This window comes from Marinomonas sp. S3726, from assembly GCF_000967665.1.
Classification (GTDB): domain Bacteria; phylum Pseudomonadota; class Gammaproteobacteria; order Pseudomonadales; family Marinomonadaceae; genus Marinomonas.
In genome coordinates this window covers 40,151-59,438 of record NZ_JXYC01000020.1, presented here as the reverse complement: position 1 = coordinate 59,438, position 19,288 = coordinate 40,151, and the positions used below count along the sequence as shown (strand labels likewise).

Genomic DNA, 19,288 nt, shown 5'->3' with positions numbered 1-19,288 from the left:
ATATTAAATACCCCCCAAAATGGATCACATAAGTAAGGAAAGCTTAGATGTCTGAATCAGTCACAGCTGAAGTCGTCACGCCTATTAACGACTCACAAACTAAAAATATTTTACCCTTTGAGTTTAGAGGTCAGGGGTTTGAATATTTCAAATTATGGGTAGTCAACGCGTTACTCACTGTATTAACTTTCGGTATTTATTCGGCTTGGGCAACGGTTAGAAACAACCGCTATTTACATGCAAATCTGTATCTAAACAATACTCACTTCCGCTATCTTGCGACCCCAATGCAGATACTAAAAGGGCGTATCATTGCGATTGTCGCCTTGATCATTTACATGACTGCCTTGCAGTTTATGCCTACTGTAGGTGCAATATTGGGTATAGCACTATTTATTGCGATTCCTTACTTTGTTAACCAGTCTTTAGCATTTGATCGTCGTATGACCTCTTATAACAATATTCAATTTCGCTTCAGCGCAACTTATTGGCAAGCAGTAAAAGCTTTAATTTTATGGCCGCTGCTGGGTATATTCACCATGGGTATTTTATATCCAAAAGCTTTTAAAGAAATTAATGCTTATCTTGTAAACAACTCTTCTTACGGTAAAACCCAATTTCAATTTAGCGCCAAAGCTTGGGATTATGGTAAGCCTGCATTAGTAGCAGCTGCTATCATGCTTGTTTTAGGTTTAATTGGTTTCGGAATTATTAGTGCAGTACCTGCTTTTGCAGCCTTCCTACCTGTGATAGTTCTACCTGCTTATCTATTCCTTATTATCTTTTTTATCGTAACGGTAAATAACATCTTTTATAGAAACCTACATATTGATGAGCATAATTTTAATGCTAACTTCACCATGCCAGGTTTATTTAAAGTGATTCTAATTAATGTACTTTTAACAATTGTTACTTTAGGCCTTTATCTTCCTGCGGCAAAAATTCGCATGATTAAATACCTAGCACAAAATGTATCGCTAGAAGTAAATGGTTCCCTTGAAAACTTTAGAGCAGCACCCGCTCAAGAAGTTGGCGCTTTAGGTGAAGAAATGGGTCAAGCATTTGACTTCGGTGTTTAGATTTTTAGCCCTAGAGAAGAGCCATAAATGAGAATTAAGGGTTACTACCTTGATGGTAAATCATCAAAACGCCATGAAGCTAGTTTAGAACTCAACAGCCATAGAGGTATCAAGCTATACCTTTACGGCCCGAGTGCAGAGCACATTGGTCACGAACTCATTATGTTTGATGCGGACTCGATTCAAATCGAGTCTCGTGTTGCTAATACAGCTCGTGAAATCACCTTAGAAAACGATCAACTCTTTATTAGTTATGATAATGAAGGTGTCGATGCACTTGCTAATACCCTTTCGCCAAAACGCCATAAAGGCTCCTTTTTACACAGGCTTGAATCCAATTTAAGCACCATACTGATTGCGACTTTCGCTTTAATTTCCTTATCTTATGTTGGCCTTGTTTATGGCATTCCTAAATTAACAAGTGTTATTGCCCAAAGCTTACCAGAAGTCATTGAAGCTAAGTTCGATCAAAGCCTCACAGTATTAGATAATAGCTTTTTAGAACCGAGTGAATTATCACAAGAAGAACAAAACAAGCTTAGGTATTTAATGAAGCCCTATTATCAGGGCTTCGACAATTTAAATATCAAAATAGAGTTTCGCTCTGGCTTTGGCGCAAACGCCTTTGCTTTACCCGGTGGTACTATCGTATTTACTGACGAGTTTATTGAATTAACCAAGAACGATGACGAGATCATTGCTGTCTTATTTCATGAAATTGGTCACTTAAAACACAAGCATATTTTACGCCGTGCGATTCAGGCCTCCCTGTTAACCGCTTTTATTTTATTAGTCACAGGTGACCTTGATACGCTTGATATCATCACCGGCCTACCAACCCTATTAACTGATCTTACCTATTCACGCGACTTTGAACGTGAAGCTGACCAATTTGCGTTAGAACAGCTTACACTTGCAAATATTAATGTAGAAAACTTTGCCTTGATTATGGGTCGTTTAACTCAAGTAAATAGAATGAATAGCGACGAAGAAGCTGGGGCCTTATCAGGTTTAGAACATTACCTTTCAACTCACCCAGCACCTGAAGAGCGAATCCAAACTATTTTGGATTATAAAGAGGCCCATTAAGTATACTGCTTTGCACTCTTACCTTTAGATGAATATTCTGAATAGATGCTCTTGATAAATGATCAGCACAAAAAAGCCCGAACCAATAAAGCTGTTCGGGCTTTTTTATGCACTTACTTTAAAACGTCAAGGGCTTAAGCTTTCAAGAAGTTTACTATCCATTGGGTCATCAAGATATCGTCCACATCTTGCTCTAATGAAGACTGCCCTTCCTCTATCACATCATGAGGGATGCGATCTCGACGGGACTCCATTAGGTCATTGGAATAGGATTTTGAAAACTCAGGGTGGCCTTGTACACATAAGAAGCAATCACCCACGCGATACATGTACGCTGGACAGAAGTCACTTGCAGCAAGTACTTGGCTGTCTTTAGGCAGCTGTACCACTTGGTCCTGATGGCTCACTATCAGTTTCATTTCTGCTTTAGCAGGTTGCATCCAAGCCTCATTTTGGCTTTTCTCCAGCACTTTATTAACAGAAACCCCAACTCCCCAACCTTTATCCGATTTCACCACCTGACCACCTAGGGCTTTGGCAATGATTTGGTGACCAAAGCAAATACCCACTAGCTTTTTATTAGCTTGGTAGAGCGTTTTTACAAAGCTAATCAGATCCGTAATCCAAGGTAAGTCGTCTTCGGCACCAAAACGACTACCTGTGGTGACATACCCATCAAAAGCATCAATATCTTCTGGATACTCACCTTCAATTACGTTGAAAACCGTTAATTCAATACGACTATCAAGCTGAGTAAACAGTTCGCTGAACATAGCTGGATAATTGCCATGCTTGCCTTGAAGCGCATCAATCACGGAATCACATTGTAATAATCCAATCTTCATCTAAAGCATCCTTTATGGCTGCAGCTTACAAGGTGCTATAGCACACCTTGAACCGCATTTTTAAATAATTGGCTGTATTGAGCATCAGTAAAGCTAATCGGGTTACCACCAGCAGAAGGGTCTTCTGTGGCCATTCGCCCTACTAGCTCTGCTTTTTCTTCATCTATGCCAATTGCAGCTAATGTGTGCGGAATACCCAATTGTTCACGTAGATCTAATACCCATTGTAAGAAGGCATCAAAGCTGCCTTCTAGGCCAATATAAAGGGCTAAACGAGACAATTTTTCTGCAATAACGTCTTGGTTCGCTTTAAGGACATAAGGCATCAAGATGGCATTCAATAAACCATGGTGAGCATCATATAAAGCCCCTAAAGGATGAGCTAAGGCGTGCATGCCACCCAAGCCTCGCTGAAAGGCGGTCGCACCCATAGAAGATGACACAAGCATCTGCATTCTGGCATCTAGGTTATCCCCATTAGCAACCGCTTGAGGTAGGTACTCCTTCACCAAACGAATGCCTTCGATCGCAATCCCTTCTGCCATTGGGTGATAAAATGGAGAGCAGTAAGCTTCTAAGTTGTGAGATAAAGCATCCATACCTGTTGCGGCGGTAATTTTGGCAGGTAGACCTTGGGTTAATACTGGGTCCAAGATCACCACTTCTGGCAACATTTTTGGATGGAAGATGATCTTCTTCACATGGTTAGCATCATCAGTAATCACAGAAGCGCGTCCTACTTCTGAACCAGTACCTGAGGTTGTTGGAACAGCAACAATCGGTGCGATACCTGATTCAATCGCTTTACTCCAGTTATCACCCACATCTTCAAAAGACCATAGATCGGCGGTTTGACCAGACATAAAGGCTATGGCTTTGGCAGCATCAAGGCCAGAGCCGCCACCAAATGCAATCACACCATCATGCTTACCTTCACGAAAAGCGACTACGCCATCATTGACGTTTTCACCCGTTGGGTTACCTTTGATATTGCTAAACAAACGGCAATCTAAACCCGCTTCAACACAGGCTACGATAGCATTTGTCACCATAGGCAAACTCGCAAGGCCTGGGTCTGTTACTAGAAGTGGGGCTTTCATTCCTAAGGATTGGCAAGCATCGGCTAGTTCGCTAATACGGCCAACACCAGCGCGAACCGCTGTCGGATAATTCCAGTTCATTGTGTATTGAGAATATGTCATAAAAAGCTCCGACTAAGGCAGTTTGATGTGGAAAGATTTTGGACGAGTAAGATAGTCATACCCTAAAGACGATAAGGTGCAGCCCTTACCTGAGTTTTTCACCCCAGTCCAAGCTAGCGCAGGGTCTAGGTAGTCACAACGGTTGATAAAGAAAGTCCCTGTTTCAAGACGTTCACCCACTGCAATACCGGCTTCTACATCTGTGGTAAACACACTGGCAGTTAAACCAAACTCACTATCATTCATTAAGGTGATCGCCGCTTCGTCATCGGTCACTTTTTGGATACCTACCACAGGGCCAAAGGACTCTTCTTGCATAATACGCATAGAATGATCCACATTGGTCAGTACTTGCGGCGCTAAATAAGGCGTGCCTTTTTCTGCCATGGCAAAAGCTTTGCTATCAATATGTGCCACCGCACCTTGTGCTACAGCTTCATCAATTTGGCCTTGAATAAAGTCAGCAGAGCTTGCTTTAACCACTGGACCTAAGGTTGTGCTTTCATCATCAGAGCGACCAAGTACATAGCCATTTACCAATGCCACAGCCTTTTCAACGAACTCATCATAGACAGACTCGTGCACATAAATACGCTCGATACCACAACATGACTGGCCTGAGTTAAAGAAAGCCCCATCAATGGCAGTATCCACGGCTTGATCAATATTGGCATCAGAACGCACATAAGCTGGGTCTTTCCCCCCTAGCTCAAGACCTGTGCCTTTAAAGGTACCAGCAGCGGCTTTCTCCACCATTTCACCACCCGCCACAGAGCCAGTAAAGGCAACATAATCCACCTTATCTGAGGCAATAATATTTTCGGTATCCGCATGGGAAAGGTGTAGATATTGGAATACGCCCGCTGGTAGACCTGCTTTTTCAAAGGATTCAACCATACGCTCAGCACACAAAGGCGTTTGCGCTGAATGCTTAAGTACCACAGCATTGCCTGCCATTAGTGCCGGCATAACCGCATTAATTGCCGTCATAAAAGGGAAGTTCCAAGGGGCAACCACAAACACGACACCCAGAGCTTCACGTTTAATGTAACGGGTAAAGCCTGCTTTCTCTTCAAGCTGTAACGGCGCTAGCGCCTCTTCTGCTGCGCCTATCATGTAACGGGCACGCTCTTCATAACCACCCACTTCCCCTTGGCTGTAACGAATAGGACGCCCCATTTGCCAAGTTAGCTCTTTAGCTATCACTTCTTTGTTAGCCACAAACGCATCAACCGCAGCAGTACAGATTTGTGCACGTTCAGCCACGCTCTTTGCTGACCAAGCTTGTTGGGCTAATTTAGCCTTGATTAAGACATCGTCTATTTCATTCACTGAAGCGAGTGGACGCTCTACATAAACCTCACCATTAATCGGTGAGATGGTTTTGATCATGTTTGTCATTCTAATTTCCTGTATTTAAAGCGGTTATGCTCTTCATTCAAACTATAGGTATTTCAAGCTGTCTAAATAATTTCGAAGTAACGCTCCATTTCCCAATCGGTAATATGGCGGCGAAACTCTCGCTCTTCCCATTCTCGGGTAGCGGCAAAATGCTCAACAAAAGTTTCGCCGAATAAATCTTTAGCCGCGGCTGAGTGTTTCAGCCTTTGCGCTGATTCCCAGAGGGTACGAGGTAGTGCTAATTCTGGCGAATGGGTTTGTTCGTAGGAGTTACCTTTGACTTGCGCTTCTGGCTCTAGTTCATGCTCTATGCCATATAGGCCAGCACCTAAAGCGGCTGCTAGCGCAAGGTAAGGGTTAGCATCAGCCGAACCTAAACGGTATTCCACCCTTTGAGATTTAGGAGAACCTGGGATAACTCGTAGTGCCGTAGTTCTGTTTTCTACCCCCCAAGTGGCATCAGTCGGTGCCCAAAAGCCTGGAATCAAGCGACTATAGCTGTTGACGGTTGGCGCAAACATCGCCAGTAATTCAGGCATAAGGCGCTGCTGGCCTGCAATAAAGTGACGCTGAATCTTACTAATATTGTGTTTATTATTGGCATCGTAAAAAGCTGAACTACCATCTGAGCTATTTGTCAGAGAGAGATGAATATGGCCACTTTGTCCTGGGTATTCTCCGGACCACTTAGCCATAAAGGTCGCCATCATGTTATTACGCTGCGCTAGCACCTTCATAAAGGTTTTAAAGAGCGCCGCTTTGTCTGCCGCTTTGGTCGCATCATCTACAGCAAGTGCCGCTTCTAATACACCCGGACCCGTTTCTGTGTGCAGACCTTCGATAGGGAAATCCATTAACTCCCCCATCCCCATGATTTGCTGGTACAACTCAGAGTGTACTGAGTTGCGAATGACGGAATAACCAAAGAAGTCTGGTGTGATAGGTTTTAGGTTACGAAAGCCCTTTTCTCGAATGGAATCTGGGGTCTCATCAAACATAAAGAATTCATACTCTAGGGCCGCAAAAGCATCAAAGCCCATGGCTTTACCCTTTTCAATGACCTTACGCAGGGTGCCTCGTGGACACACCTTTTCAGCCTCTTCAACAAATTCAGAAATAAAGAGAAGCTGGCCCGGCTCATCCACAATGTCGCGACAGGTATGAGGTAAAATACGCACTGGGGCATCTGGATAGCCTGTCTCCCAGCCTGTTACCTTACCATTATCATAAAGCTGGTCTTTTGAATCCCAGCCCAGTACAACATCACAAAATGCAAAACCACTGTCCAATGAAGAAAAGAACTTCTCCTTGCTCATGTACTTGCCGCGCATGATGCCATCGATATCAAATAAACCGACTTTCACATGGCTCAAATTACGTTCATCGACGATGCGCTTGGCATCTTCAATTGTTTTCACATCTTTTGCATTTAACATAATGTCGTACTCTTGTTCGAAATATTCTTTTTATGAAGTGTCAGCTCACCAAAACTGGAGGGCGAGCGACGCATTTAACTTCTTTCAAGAGTTAAGAGAACTCATCCTAAGCTCTCTTAACCAGTACTCTTTTTACATCCTTATATTTCTGACTTAGCTTATATTTTTATTAAAATCGCTTTATTTGTTAGGTTTTGAACGCTTAACTCAGCTCTTTTTCGGCATTTGCAATCGCTTCAAACTCTTCTTCTGGTGCCTGTGCTACAAGATGATGACGGCTATACAAGAAGAAGTAAGCCACCATGATTCCGTAGAAAACAGCCGACCACATCGCCGCTTCACGGCTAACTAGGAAGGTTGAAATAAAGGCAATAACCGCTAATACGCAGGCGATACCTGAAGTGAACACACCACCCGGCGTTTTATAAGGACGTTCAAGATCAGGCTCTTTCACTCGCAAGATAATATGAGACAAGGTCATCAAGGCATAAGACAAAGTAGCCCCAAATACGGCCATAGTGATCATCAAATCACCCTCACCTGTTAAAGAGAGTAAGAAACCTAGGATGCCAGGAATAATTAGCGCTAAGGTTGGCACCTTGCGCTTGCCAGTCAAAGACAAGAAGCGTGGTAAGTAGCCAGCGCGAGACAAGGCAAACACCTGACGAGAATAGGCATAAATGATAGAGAAGAAGCTAGCAATCAAACCAGCGAGGCCCACTAGGTTAACAAAGGTCGCTACCATGGAGTTTTCACCATAGACAGCCTGTAGTGCACCAACTAATGGTGCTGCATGGTTTTTCATCAACTCCGCACTAGAACCACCTGGGGCTAAGACCAAAACTAAGCCACCGAACACCAACAAAATCACCATAGCGGTGATAATACCTCTAGGTAGATCTTTGCCTGGGTCTGTTGCTTCTTCTGCTGCTAATGGCACACCTTCAACCGCTAAAAAAAGCCACATAGCAAAAGGAATGGCAGCCCAAATACCAATATAACCTTGAGGTAAGAATGCGCTGGCACCAACAGCACTGGCATCAACAGAAATATCCATCAGGTTGGCGACTTCAAAGTGTGGGATCATGCCTAGAATAAAAGCAATAATGGCCAGTGCAGCGATAGAGGTGATAACCAACATAATCTTTAGCGCTTCACCAGCACCAAATAGATGAATACCAATAAAAATCACATAAAAGGCGGCATAGACACTTGCCCCATCCCAGCCAAATAGCTCATTACAATAACCACCGATAAAAACAGCGATCGCAGCCGGTGCGATAGCGTATTCAAGTAGTATGGCGGTGCCAGTTAAAAAGCCACCTGTACGACCTAATGCACGTCTGGCATAGCTATAACCACCACCCGCAGTAGGCAATGACGATGAAAGCTCTGCTAATGACAAAACCATACAGGTATACATGATCCCCATTATGACAGTGGCGATGAGCATGCCACCAAACCCCCCTTGCGCTAGACCAAAGTTCCAGCCGGCAAAGTCACCTGAGATAACATAAGACACCCCAAGACCCGCAAGTAAAATCCATCCTGCGGCCCCTTGCTTGAGTTGCCTTTTTTGAAGATATTCTTGGGCGACTGAATCGTAGCCCATTGCGCTATTACTGTCTGACATCTTGCTATTCCTTTACTAATTATTGTCGGGATAAAGCGATTGTTCTGATTTTCAAATAGCGATTCAGCGCTGAAAACTGAATACCTTTCGATAGTAAGAGATTATTTTTAGTGGCTGCAAACACCATCATTTGAAATAAAAACGTACTATTAAAAAAATTAATAGTGTCAGAATATTTCTTTAAAAAACAATCACTAACAGAGAAAAAATTTCCGATTGGAAACTTAATCAATCACAATTTGGCCTTCTAACCAAGGCAAATGTGCCCCTACTTCCTGTAGAAATTTCTCTTTTAAAATAGCACGACTGTCCTTAGCAATCGTCTTAGGTAAGTCAAGTAGTTCGTTGTTTCTTGCCACCAAGGTTAAAGCTCTAACAAAGCTTTCTCCTGGCAATGGTAAACATTGAACCTGATGCATCTTAATACCAGATTGGAACAGGCATAATGGGCTAGTAATGGTCCAGCCAGCACCAGCTGATACCATAGAGGCAATCGCATAGGAATTATCAAGTTGGAGACGCATGGCGGGTTCTAATTGAATGCGTCTTAAATACCTTTCTATTGTTTGACCGATTAAAGAATGTTCTGAATAGCGCACAAAGTCTAAATCTCGACACAAGCTATTTAGGTCAAGTTGCTTCACCTTATAGTCATTAGGCAAGGCAATGATGAAGGGTTCACGTAAAATCGGAAAGCGGCATAGATCAGGGTGATCTTCTAACGCATCGTCAGATAAGATGATATCTAGCTGGTGAGATAAGAGCCCATGAGCATGCATATGAGAAGAACCCGTTTTAATACTCCACTCTCTGGTTCTATGCTTTACTGCATCTAGAATAGGACCACCCACGGCTGTCACAAGAGAATCAACAATAGCAATATTTACTTGCCTTAATTGCTCATAATTTTCTTGCTTGATATCACGGCTAGTCTGAGCCGCTTCTTTTAATAAATAAGAGGCCCTATCGTAAAAATAACGACCTGCAGAGGTGATCACCAAAGGTCTAACACTGCGATCAATGAGTTGAGTTTTAAGGTTCGCTTCTAGACTAGATAAGGTTTGTGAAATGGATGATTGAGTGGTACCAAGGCGCTCTGCAGCGTGCGACATATTGCCGGTTTCCGCTACTAATACAAAGACAGAAAGTGCTTTTAAATCAAACCCTAAATTAATATCCACTCACCCACTCCTTCATAAGTCTGCCAACATCATGCCTGTACAAAAACAGACTCGCAAGCTTAGAAATGGACACCTCATTTGAAACTCAAAAAGCGAAATGAAATACGGTTTTTAATAGCCAAATAAATCTATAATATTTTGTTCAATAATTAGACAGAGACATAATCATGGATTATTAAAGCTATAATTAATAAGTTATAGCAAATGCAATTAGACCGCGTAAAAGCGATTTTGTTAGTCTTTTTAGATCAATTTTTTCGTTTTATTGACTTTATCTAGCGAGTCTTTAAAAACGGTATCCATTAGCCCAGAAGATGAGCCCTAACAAGAAGGGAGCTAAAAAAATTCGCTTTTTTAAAAACAATCTCTTATCTTGTCCGGTCGTTCAAGATCAAATAAAGGGTGTTTTATAGCCATATCATGCGTCTATAAATAGTACACTGGCTTACACTTTATTGACGAAGTCCTCGTGAAAAACTGTAATAGAGCGGAGTTTATTGTGAACAACTTGTTAGGTTTCGTTATGGGTGATTTCTTATTCAAGGCTTTAACAAAAAGCCAGTTGAATCAAACGTTTAAAAAAAATGTTTTTTATACGCTTGTCTGTGTTGCCTTACTACAGCCATCTTTTTCACTTTTCGCTAGTAGTATTAATGATGAAAGATTGCTCAAATCATTAATAGATAGAGGTATCATTTGTGCTGAATTAAGCCCATCTGAGCAGCAACAAGCATTGCAGAACTATCTACAAAAGAAAATGCAAAAGAAAGCACATAACAAACCTGCTAAAACTGCCCCTGACACGCAAGCAAAAACAGCTTGTCAGCCAGTGCCTGAACAAGTTAGTCCCAAAAAACTCAATTAAGTTTCTGATTCCAGTAAACAAGCTGGCGTTTTTTGCAAATAAAAACGCCAATTTTAGCTAAAGGACTAACGAATGATTCCGGTTAAAACAACCCTAATTGCAGCCTCTGTGGCGGTGGCATTATCTAGCATGCCGACACAAGCACAACCTGTTGCCGATTTGGCCATCGCCAATGAAGACAAACTTGCTCAAATGCTTATCAAAAAAGGCGAACTGAGTGCTGATGCTAGCGTCGAAGAACGCCGTGCTGCAGTACAAGCGCTACTAGAACGTAAGCGTAAAGGTGGCCAAATCGATAGCCACAATCCAGATAAAAAAATGCTTGAGCAACGCTCTCGTGTATTGAAAGCCATTGGCAAAAACCGTGGTCATAAACAACTAAGAAGTGCCGCTTTAACTGAGCCAGAAATGCGCACGGATAAAGTGCTAGCACTACTCATCGACTTCCCTGATCTACCTTGGGACGATAATGGTTTGACATCTGAGCATACGGAAATGCTTTATGACACTTATGGCACAGATCATTATCAAGACCTACTGTTCTCACCTGCAGGCTACACAGGGCCGAATGATGAAAACCTTATTTCTATGCGTCAGTACTATGAAGACGAATCAGGTGAGACCTATTCTGTCGATGGTGCTGTGTATGGTTGGTATCGTGCGAGTGAAAAAGCTGCAACTTATGGTGGCAACTCTGCAACTACAGACAATGATATAAATGCACAAGGTTTGGTTCGTGAGGCACTTGATCAGCTAGCGAAAGATCCAAATATTAACCTTGCAGATTTCGATATCGAAGACAGATACGATTATGATGGCGACGGCAATTACCGTGAACCTGATGGCATGATTGATCACCTTATGGTTTTCCATGCGTCAGTAGGTGAAGAAGCCGGTGGTGGTGTCTTAGGTGACGATGCAATTTGGTCTCACAGATACAACTTGGGTAATGTTCACGCCCTATCTGGTACATCAAGTGGCCTTGATCGTTTTAACGGCGAATATGTTGCTTACGATTATACAATGCAGCCTATCGATGCTGCGGCTGGTGTATGTACTCACGAATATGGCCATGACCTTGGCTTACCGGATGAGTATGACACTCAATACACAGGACAAGGTGAGCCAGTATCTTATTGGTCTATCATGTCATCAGGTAGCTGGGCAGGTAAAATTGGTGGTACTCAACCTAGTGCATTCAGTGCTTGGGCGAAAGTTTACTTACAAGAATACATGGGTGGTAACTGGATCAATGATCAAAGATTCACTCTGGAAGAGCTAACTGATAACCCAACACTTGTGACCCTGCACCAGACCACGGATAACAGTAAAGATAACTTGGTCCGTGTTGATTTGCCGCTTAAACAAGTTGACGGTGTGGCCCCATTTGAAGGTGAAAACCATTATTACTCAAATAAGGGTGATGATCTAAACTCTTCAATGTCTGCAAATTTGACTGTGCCAACGGCTGGCAAGGTTCACCTTCAATTTAAAGCTTGGTTCACAATCGAGAAGGATTACGACTTTGCTCGTGTCTTAATTAACGGTGAGGCCATTGCCGGTAACATTACAACCATGGATGACCCTTATGGAACAGGTTTAGTACCTGCCCTATCAGGTTCTTCTGATGGCTGGGTTGATGCTGAATTTGATGTTACTGCTTGGGCAGGTCAAGACATCACATTAAGCTTTGAGTATGTCACTGACGGCGGTTTGACAGAAGAAGGTTTCTACCTTGATAACCTTCAGTTTGTAGCAGATGGCACTATTGAGACAATCTCTGACGCTGAAACTGACAATGTATTTAGCTATAACGGCTATAACATTAACCAAGGTTTCCACACGGCAGAACATTACTACCTACTACAATGGCGTAGTCATAACAGCGTTGATGAAGGTCTAGCTAACATCAAGCGTATGGATCAAATCATGGACTTCCAACCAGGCTTATTGGTTTGGTATGTTGACCTTTCAAGCTCTGACAACTGGGTTGGCAATCACCCTGGCGAAGGTTGGTTAGGTGTCGTTGATGCAGACCAAAATGCGCTACTTTGGGCGAACGATAATGCGATTGCGCAAACCCGTTATCAAATGCGTGATGCGACTTTCTCTTTGCAGACACAAACACCTTTCACTCTAACTGCAAGTGATGGTAACCAATTGATTGATAGCAATCTTGAGGGCAACCACTACTTCTCAGATGATCAAGACTACAGCTCTCCTCAAGCACCAGATTCTGGCCGCTTATTAACAGAGAAAGGTTTGTCTGTTGAGATTGTTGAGCAAGAAGGCAATAACGAATATGCCATTATTCGTCTAAATGTTAAGGGTGAAGAGCCAACCGAACCTGACAATATCGCACCTGTTGCTAAAGCGAAAGTGAAACACTTGGGCCGTCTAGTAATGCTGAAGTCTAAGAGTTCTGATGAAGACGGCAAAATCGTCTCTACGACTTGGACTCTACCAAACGGTAAGGTGAAAAAAGGACGTTTTGTTCTTCACGTTTTCCCAACTAAAGGCGAGAAAGTCATCACCCTGACTGTCACTGACGACGATGGCGCAGTAACAACTAAGGAAATCACACTTAACCTATAACTTTCACAGTTAAGTTTATCCTGATAAATAAAAACCATGTACCTAGGTACATGGTTTTTTTATATAAACCATGTCGCTTTTAGATAAGTAATATCTCTCATAACCAAAACACTAAATAAATAAAAAAATCAGAAATAAGACACTAACATGACGAAATATCCTTAATATATTTACCTTGCATTTACCTTATTAACAAAAATTCTTCTTCTTTAAAAAGCCAGGTTCACTTCTTTAGCTTAATTTTCACCTTCTTAGATTTTATTTGCTTAAAAACGACAACTTGTTGTCCTACATAGGTTTATTTTCGAAAAAGATAAAAACGACAATTATCTCATATAACGGAAAATAACCTAGAACAGGCATAACATTTTGTTTACAATTCAACCGCTTTTTAACAATGACTTACATTGATGTTTTATACAGTCCCGTTATAAAAGCAATAACCAGTTGAAATGCTTAGGCTTTTTTACTCCCCCACACAATATTGATTAAACTTTAAACAAGAGAGCTTTGTTAATGAAATCAATTCAGTTAAAAATCTCACTCTTCACTGGCCTTGCAACACTAATTGCCATACTTTGTCTTTCTGCTTTCTCTATTTTGTCGACAAAGCAATTACAGGAGCAGGTACAAGAAAATACTCAGGATGTATTTTTCGATTTGTTCGAAGATCAACTAGAGGGTCGCTTGGAAAATAGCGCCGAACATATAACTAACCTATTACAAAGCGCTTTTTTAATTAATGAAGACCTAGCGCGCAGCTTTATCAGTCTCAAACAAGGTGCAGAGACGCCAGAGGCTCAGAATCAACTTCGTGATAACTTTAATGGCATCTTAAAAAGTGCGCTTAAAGATCGTCCTGAAATTCTTGGGGTTTATACCCTTTGGGAACCAAATGCATTAGATAACCAAGATGAAAAGTATCAAGATCAAAACCATCTTGGCTATGATGCCAGCGGTCGCTTTATTCCTTACTGGACTCGTTCTAATCTAGGTAAACCTCAGGTTGATCCCTTGGTCGGTTATGAAGATACTAGCCGCCCTGATGGGACTGACCGTGTTGGTGAATACTACCTTTGCTCTAAAGACAGCCGTAATAACTGCCTACTTGAGCCTTATATCTATGAAGTAGGTGGTGTTGATACTTTACTTACCTCCTTGGTAACCCCTATTTTGATTAATCAAAGATTTGTAGGTATCACTGGACTAGATATCTCTCTCAAAAGCTTAGAAGCAATTTCAAAACAACTCAGTGACAAACTTTATGATGGCCATAGCCGTGTTTTGATTTTAAGTAATCGAGGTGGCATAGCATCGGACAGCGAAGGAGAAGAAACTGGTAATAACATCAAGGACTTCTTGCCTAAGAAAGCAAACCACATCATAAATAATATGAACCAAGATAGCTTTGAGCTTATTAATGACCCTGAAGATGATAACTTCCAGGCCATGATTAGTATCAAGGTTGGGGCTAACATTCCTAACTGGTCTCTTTGGATCAGTGTACCTAAAGCCGTTGTTCTAGCTGACTTTATTGAGCTAAACGAAATGACTCAAGCTGAGCAATTTGAACAAAACATCAGCTTTATTCTGGTTGGCTTGTTCATTACGCTGATTTCTATCGTCGTTATCTGGTGGCTATCTAGCCAAATTTCTCGACCTGTTGTTAAGCTAACAGGCTTTATGAAACAAGTGGCTCAAGGTGACTTTACCCATAGACTTGAGCACAAATCAGTTGATGAACTAGGCCAACTTAGTGATGCTTGTAATCAGTTCCTTGACCAGATTCAACCTTTGCTAAAGCAGGTTATTGTCTCTAGTGACCAGATCACAGGAAATGCAACTCAGTCAGCTCGAATTTCTGCGGAAACCCTAACAGGAGCAAGCCAACAGCAAGAAGATGTGATGCAGCTAGCGTCAGCAGTAACCGAGCTTAGCGCAACGGCTCAAAACGTAGCAGACAACACAGTTACAGCCGCTGACTCCACAGGCCAAATGAAAGCCATTGCCGCTGAAGGCCAAAAAGTATTGGATAAAGCAAATAGCTCGATTGAAGCGCTAGCCCAGGACGTTAAACATTCCAGTGAAGTTATCAACCGAGTTAGCCATGACAGTAAAGAGATTCACACTGTCATGGATGTGATTCGTGATATTGCAGACCAAACCAACCTACTTGCACTTAATGCTGCGATTGAAGCGGCACGAGCAGGTGAGCAGGGTCGTGGTTTTGCAGTAGTAGCCGATGAGGTTCGTTCACTTGCTAAGCGTACTCAAGATTCAACGGCTGAAATTCAAGAAAAAATTGAACGCCTTCAAACCAGTGCGCTAGAAGCCGTTAACTCAATGGAAGTGGGCAGTGAAAGAGCACACGAGTCCGAAGCAATGACAACAGAAGCTAATGAGAAACTCGTTAACATCATCCAGAATATCGATGAAGTAAATGACCTTATCATTCAAGTTTCCAGTGCCGCTGAACAACAAAGAAGCGTAACAGATAGCATTAGTACTAATGTGAACAACATCACTTCGGTTGCAACTCAAACAGCAACAGGTGCAACTAACTCAAATGAAACTAGCCAGCAGTTAGAACTTCATGCGGATGAGCTAAAACAACTTGTCACTAAATTTAAAGTTTAAGACAAGTTAATTGCCCCATCATACGACCCACTTTATCTTTTTATAAAGTGGGTCACCTCTCAAGCTTTACTTTACTCGCTCAAAAAAGCTAAAAGAAATTCGAAACTTCACCTTTTAGGTCATAGTATTAAAGCTAAGTTCATCGGCTTAAAGACGGATACTATGTTTAAACGCCTCTGCCTGTATTGCATTATACTTTTGCCAAGCGCTATTAAAGCTGAGCCAATCAATCTGTATGTTCAGTTTATTCCTGGCTTGTTTCAGTATGATAAGCAGGGTGTTTACGATCAGGTTATTAGGCTTGCTACTCCAGAGAATCATTCTATTTCACTGCAAGTACTTCCCAATCACAGAGCAAGCAATAAGTTTAAAACCTGTACAAATTGTTGTGTATCTCCTGCTAACCTCAACCCTGATTTTTACTCATTTGGAAACGAAGTCAGAGCAACCCAACCGCTAAATAGAGCCAAGGCCTATATATTCAGTCTGACGAAAGACGAGGTTTACACCAAGTTAACTCAATTAGTCGGGAAAAGAGTCGGTCTAGAACGAGGAATGAACTATGGTAAAGCCGTAGCTGCGGGTGACTTCATCCCTTCAGTAACCAATAGTTTATTGCAGAATTTTAAAATGCTAATGATCCATAGAATCGATACCATGATTGCCTATACCCCAGATATCTATCAAGCATTTAAAGAAGTCGACCCAAAACATTTTCATTTTGATAAGGACCAACCTGTGGCAATTCATGATGATGCTCTTGTCTGTCGTGGCGTTGGACCAGGCTTTATTAAAGGATTTAATACAAGGTTAGAAGCATTAAGAAGTACAGGGAAGCTAAAAGAAGTGCTAGGCGAACTGTATGTGGCACCCTAGTTTTAAACATCAAAAAGACTAGATGACTCTAGCCTTTTTCCATTGAACATTTGAATTAGTTAAATGACACCATTATACCAGCAGACAAACCTGTATAGTCTATTGTTACAGATTCTTTATCATCGCTAAAATAACTAATATATTCAGCATAAAGCCTCACATCTTCTGATATTTCAGTATTTATACCTAGTCCATAAGACAAGCCCGATGAATCTATGATTGTATAGTTATTATTACTAGAATTTGTATATTCAACGTCAAACTCAGCTTCACTGAAACCAATTAAAGGATATAATTTTGTACTTTCTGTTAATTCAATATCATATCGATAGAATACAGACGTAGCATCACTTACTTCAATGGTCTGTTCATCACCTGAATGTGTAAATTTTTCTCCGCTAATACCATTCGTAAACCTGACTTCAAGTGCATGGTTTCCATAAATATAAGCACCTAAAGTTAATTGAAGTGCAGTAAAGTCTGCGCCATCAAAATTTGCAGTATTTGTTTGCTCAAATGTCCCTAGCTGGCCACCAGCACCAATATAAACAACATTATCAGCTACTGCTTGAGATGATGCAGCAACAATTACCGCAGCAATAAAACTTTTTTTCATTCCTAAATATCCTTGTCGACTTTTATTTTAATAGTCTCATATTTACTGAGAAATTTCTTTATACATCAATGTAATAGGCTGTAATATTTTAATATATAATTAAGGTATTCAACAATATTCTCCTTATGAAAACAGATTTTATTTCGCTTTAACCTCTAGCTTCAAAGCATAAAAAAACGCCGCATTAAGCGGCGTTTTTTTATCAACTAAGTGCTAACTTAAAAGCTTTAAATTAGTCTTGGTTGATGAAGTAGTTCACAACATAGCCAGCTAACTCATTAGCAGGTACTGTGATTTGCTCCATGGTATCACGGTCACGAACGGTAACAGGTGCGCCTTCTTTTTCGATAGAATCGAAATCAACAGTCACACAAATAGGTGTTCCTACTTCATCATGACGACGGTAGCCTTTACCTACGTTACCTGTGTTTTCATAAAGAATACGACCTAGACCTAGCTTCTGTAGCTTGTTCTTAAGCTCTTTCGCTAGGGCAACAATCTCAGGCTTGTTCTTTTTAAGCGGCATGATAGCAACTTTGATTGGCGCTAGGTGCGGCTTGAACTTAAGTACAGTACGAGATTTACCATCACCTAGATCTTCTTCTGTGTAGGCTTCTGTCATCACAGCCAATACACCACGATCAAGACCAGCAGAAGGCTCGATACAGAATGGCACTTCCCATTTGTTTTCAGCCAAATCACGTACAGCAAGTTTTGCTGTAGAGTCTGAGTTCTCTTTCACATTCGCTGTGATACCGAACTCAGCTTGCGCTTTAGTGTGAGAACCAAGGTCGTAATCAGTACGGTTAGCAACACCTTCAAGCTCTTCAAAACCATGTGGAAACTTGTACAAGATATCCACAGTTGATTTTGAGTAGTGAGATAGGTCATCACCTGTTACATATTCAAATTCGATATTTTCTTCGCCAAGACCTTGATCCAACCACCATTGCTTACGCAAAGCGACCCAAGTCTCGTGCCATTTTTCGTCTTCACCTGGCTTGCAGAAGAATTCTAATTCCATTTGTTCGAATTCACGTACACGGAAGATAAAGTTACGTGGTGTGATTTCGTTACGGAAAGATTTACCAATTTGTGCGATACCAAAAGGTAATGCACGAGAGGTTGAATCAACCACATTTTTAAAGTTGGTAAAGATACCTTGAGCGGTTTCAGGACGAAGGTAAGTGTAAGACTCCTCATCCACCATAGGGCCCACATTTGTTTTAAACATTAGGTTGAAATCACGTGGTTCTGTTACATCAGAAGAACCACAGTTATCACATACCTTGATGTCTTTCATATGGTCTGCACGCATACGAGATTTACATTCGTGGCAGTCAACCATAGGGTCAGTGAAAGTATCTTCATGACCTGAATACTTATAAACAAGCTTGTTTTGTACGATAGCCGCGTCTAGACCTTCAACGTCATCACGCTCATAAACCATGGCACGCCACCAAGCGTTTTTAAGGTTGTTTTTTAATTCCACACCAAGCGGACCATAATCGTAAGCCCCTTGCATACCACCGTAGATTTCACTGCCTTGGAAAATAAATCCGCGACGTTTACAAAGGGAGACGAGTTCATCCATTGTTTTAGCTGGCATTTCTAAACACACCTATATAGAGAATTAGTAAATAAAGTCAGACTCACGCGCATTTTCATATGACGAGAGAGTCGATAGCCGCTCATTGTACTCGCTGAGGGTTTTTGTCTCAATGCCAAGCTCGGCTTTAAGCCAGATAACTCGACAGTAAAAGCAATTGAGCCAATTAAAATAGAAGGAAATTCAAGATTGGATGTCGTTGAGTAAAACTCAACCATAAAAAA

The 19,288-nt window shown here is 41.5% G+C and carries 14 protein-coding genes; 6 read left to right on the top strand and 8 right to left on the bottom strand.

Annotation, left to right across the window (positions count from 1 at the left end; translation table 11 throughout):
- The first annotated feature begins 47 nt into the window (after window positions 1–47).
- Together TW85_RS16290 and TW85_RS16285 are read left to right on the top strand one after the other, a co-directional pair.
- Window positions 48–1,079, top strand: a complete 1,032-nt coding sequence (locus tag TW85_RS16290) for a YjgN family protein (protein WP_046018196.1) — start codon at window positions 48–50, stop codon at window positions 1,077–1,079.
- Window positions 1,080–1,106: 27 nt separating this feature from the next.
- Window positions 1,107–2,168 carry a M48 family metallopeptidase gene (locus tag TW85_RS16285; RefSeq protein ID WP_046018195.1) on the top strand — a complete coding sequence of 354 codons (1,062 nt, stop codon included), beginning with the start codon at window positions 1,107–1,109 and terminating at the stop codon, window positions 2,166–2,168.
- Window positions 2,169–2,302: 134 nt separating this feature from the next.
- Here the strand turns inward: TW85_RS16285 and TW85_RS16280 are convergent, their stop codons facing one another.
- The 6 genes from TW85_RS16280 to TW85_RS16255 all read right to left on the bottom strand — a co-directional run bounded on the left by TW85_RS16280 (window position 2,303) and on the right by TW85_RS16255 (window position 9,866).
- Complete coding sequence (locus TW85_RS16280; RefSeq protein WP_046018194.1) at window positions 2,303–3,013, bottom strand: glutamine amidotransferase; 711 nt, start codon at window positions 3,011–3,013, stop codon at window positions 2,303–2,305.
- Window positions 3,014–3,048: 35 nt separating this feature from the next.
- The gene (locus TW85_RS16275) at window positions 3,049–4,215 is read right to left on the bottom strand and encodes an iron-containing alcohol dehydrogenase (protein WP_046018193.1); all 1,167 of its coding nucleotides are present in this window, start codon (window positions 4,213–4,215) and stop codon (window positions 3,049–3,051) included.
- Window positions 4,216–4,227: 12 nt separating this feature from the next.
- Complete coding sequence (locus TW85_RS16270) at window positions 4,228–5,616, bottom strand: aldehyde dehydrogenase family protein (protein WP_046018192.1); 1,389 nt, start codon at window positions 5,614–5,616, stop codon at window positions 4,228–4,230.
- Window positions 5,617–5,678: 62 nt separating this feature from the next.
- Window positions 5,679–7,052 carry a glutamine synthetase gene (locus TW85_RS16265; RefSeq protein WP_046018191.1) on the bottom strand — a complete coding sequence of 458 codons (1,374 nt, stop codon included), beginning with the start codon at window positions 7,050–7,052 and terminating at the stop codon, window positions 5,679–5,681.
- A gap of 202 nt (window positions 7,053–7,254) precedes the next feature.
- Window positions 7,255–8,685 carry an ethanolamine permease gene (gene eat / locus TW85_RS16260; protein ID WP_046018190.1) on the bottom strand — a complete coding sequence of 477 codons (1,431 nt, stop codon included), beginning with the start codon at window positions 8,683–8,685 and terminating at the stop codon, window positions 7,255–7,257.
- Between the two features lie 224 nt (window positions 8,686–8,909).
- Entirely contained in the window at window positions 8,910–9,866 is a 957-nt protein-coding gene (locus TW85_RS16255; RefSeq protein WP_052702254.1) for a LysR family transcriptional regulator, read from the bottom strand.
- A 499-nt stretch (window positions 9,867–10,365) separates the two neighbouring features.
- Here TW85_RS16255 and TW85_RS16250 point away from each other — a divergent pair, with 499 nt between their 5' ends.
- The 4 genes from TW85_RS16250 to TW85_RS16235 all read left to right on the top strand — a co-directional run bounded on the left by TW85_RS16250 (window position 10,366) and on the right by TW85_RS16235 (window position 16,839).
- Complete coding sequence (locus tag TW85_RS16250) at window positions 10,366–10,731, top strand: hypothetical protein (RefSeq protein WP_157196965.1); 366 nt, start codon at window positions 10,366–10,368, stop codon at window positions 10,729–10,731.
- Window positions 10,732–10,803: 72 nt separating this feature from the next.
- The gene (locus tag TW85_RS16245; RefSeq protein WP_046018189.1) at window positions 10,804–13,326 is read left to right on the top strand and encodes an immune inhibitor A domain-containing protein; all 2,523 of its coding nucleotides are present in this window, start codon (window positions 10,804–10,806) and stop codon (window positions 13,324–13,326) included.
- A 516-nt stretch (window positions 13,327–13,842) separates the two neighbouring features.
- A complete protein-coding gene (locus tag TW85_RS16240; protein WP_046018188.1) occupies window positions 13,843–15,963 on the top strand; it encodes a methyl-accepting chemotaxis protein in 2,121 nt (706 codons plus the stop codon).
- 162 nt (window positions 15,964–16,125) lie between these two features.
- Entirely contained in the window at window positions 16,126–16,839 is a 714-nt protein-coding gene (locus TW85_RS16235; RefSeq protein ID WP_046018187.1) for a transporter substrate-binding domain-containing protein, read from the top strand.
- A gap of 55 nt (window positions 16,840–16,894) precedes the next feature.
- Here the strand turns inward: TW85_RS16235 and TW85_RS16230 are convergent, their stop codons facing one another.
- Entirely contained in the window at window positions 16,895–17,455 is a 561-nt protein-coding gene (locus TW85_RS16230) for an outer membrane beta-barrel protein (protein ID WP_046018186.1), read from the bottom strand.
- A 232-nt stretch (window positions 17,456–17,687) separates the two neighbouring features.
- Complete coding sequence (locus TW85_RS16225; protein ID WP_046018185.1) at window positions 17,688–19,064, bottom strand: glycine--tRNA ligase; 1,377 nt, start codon at window positions 19,062–19,064, stop codon at window positions 17,688–17,690.
- Between the last annotated feature and the right edge of the window lie 224 nt (window positions 19,065–19,288).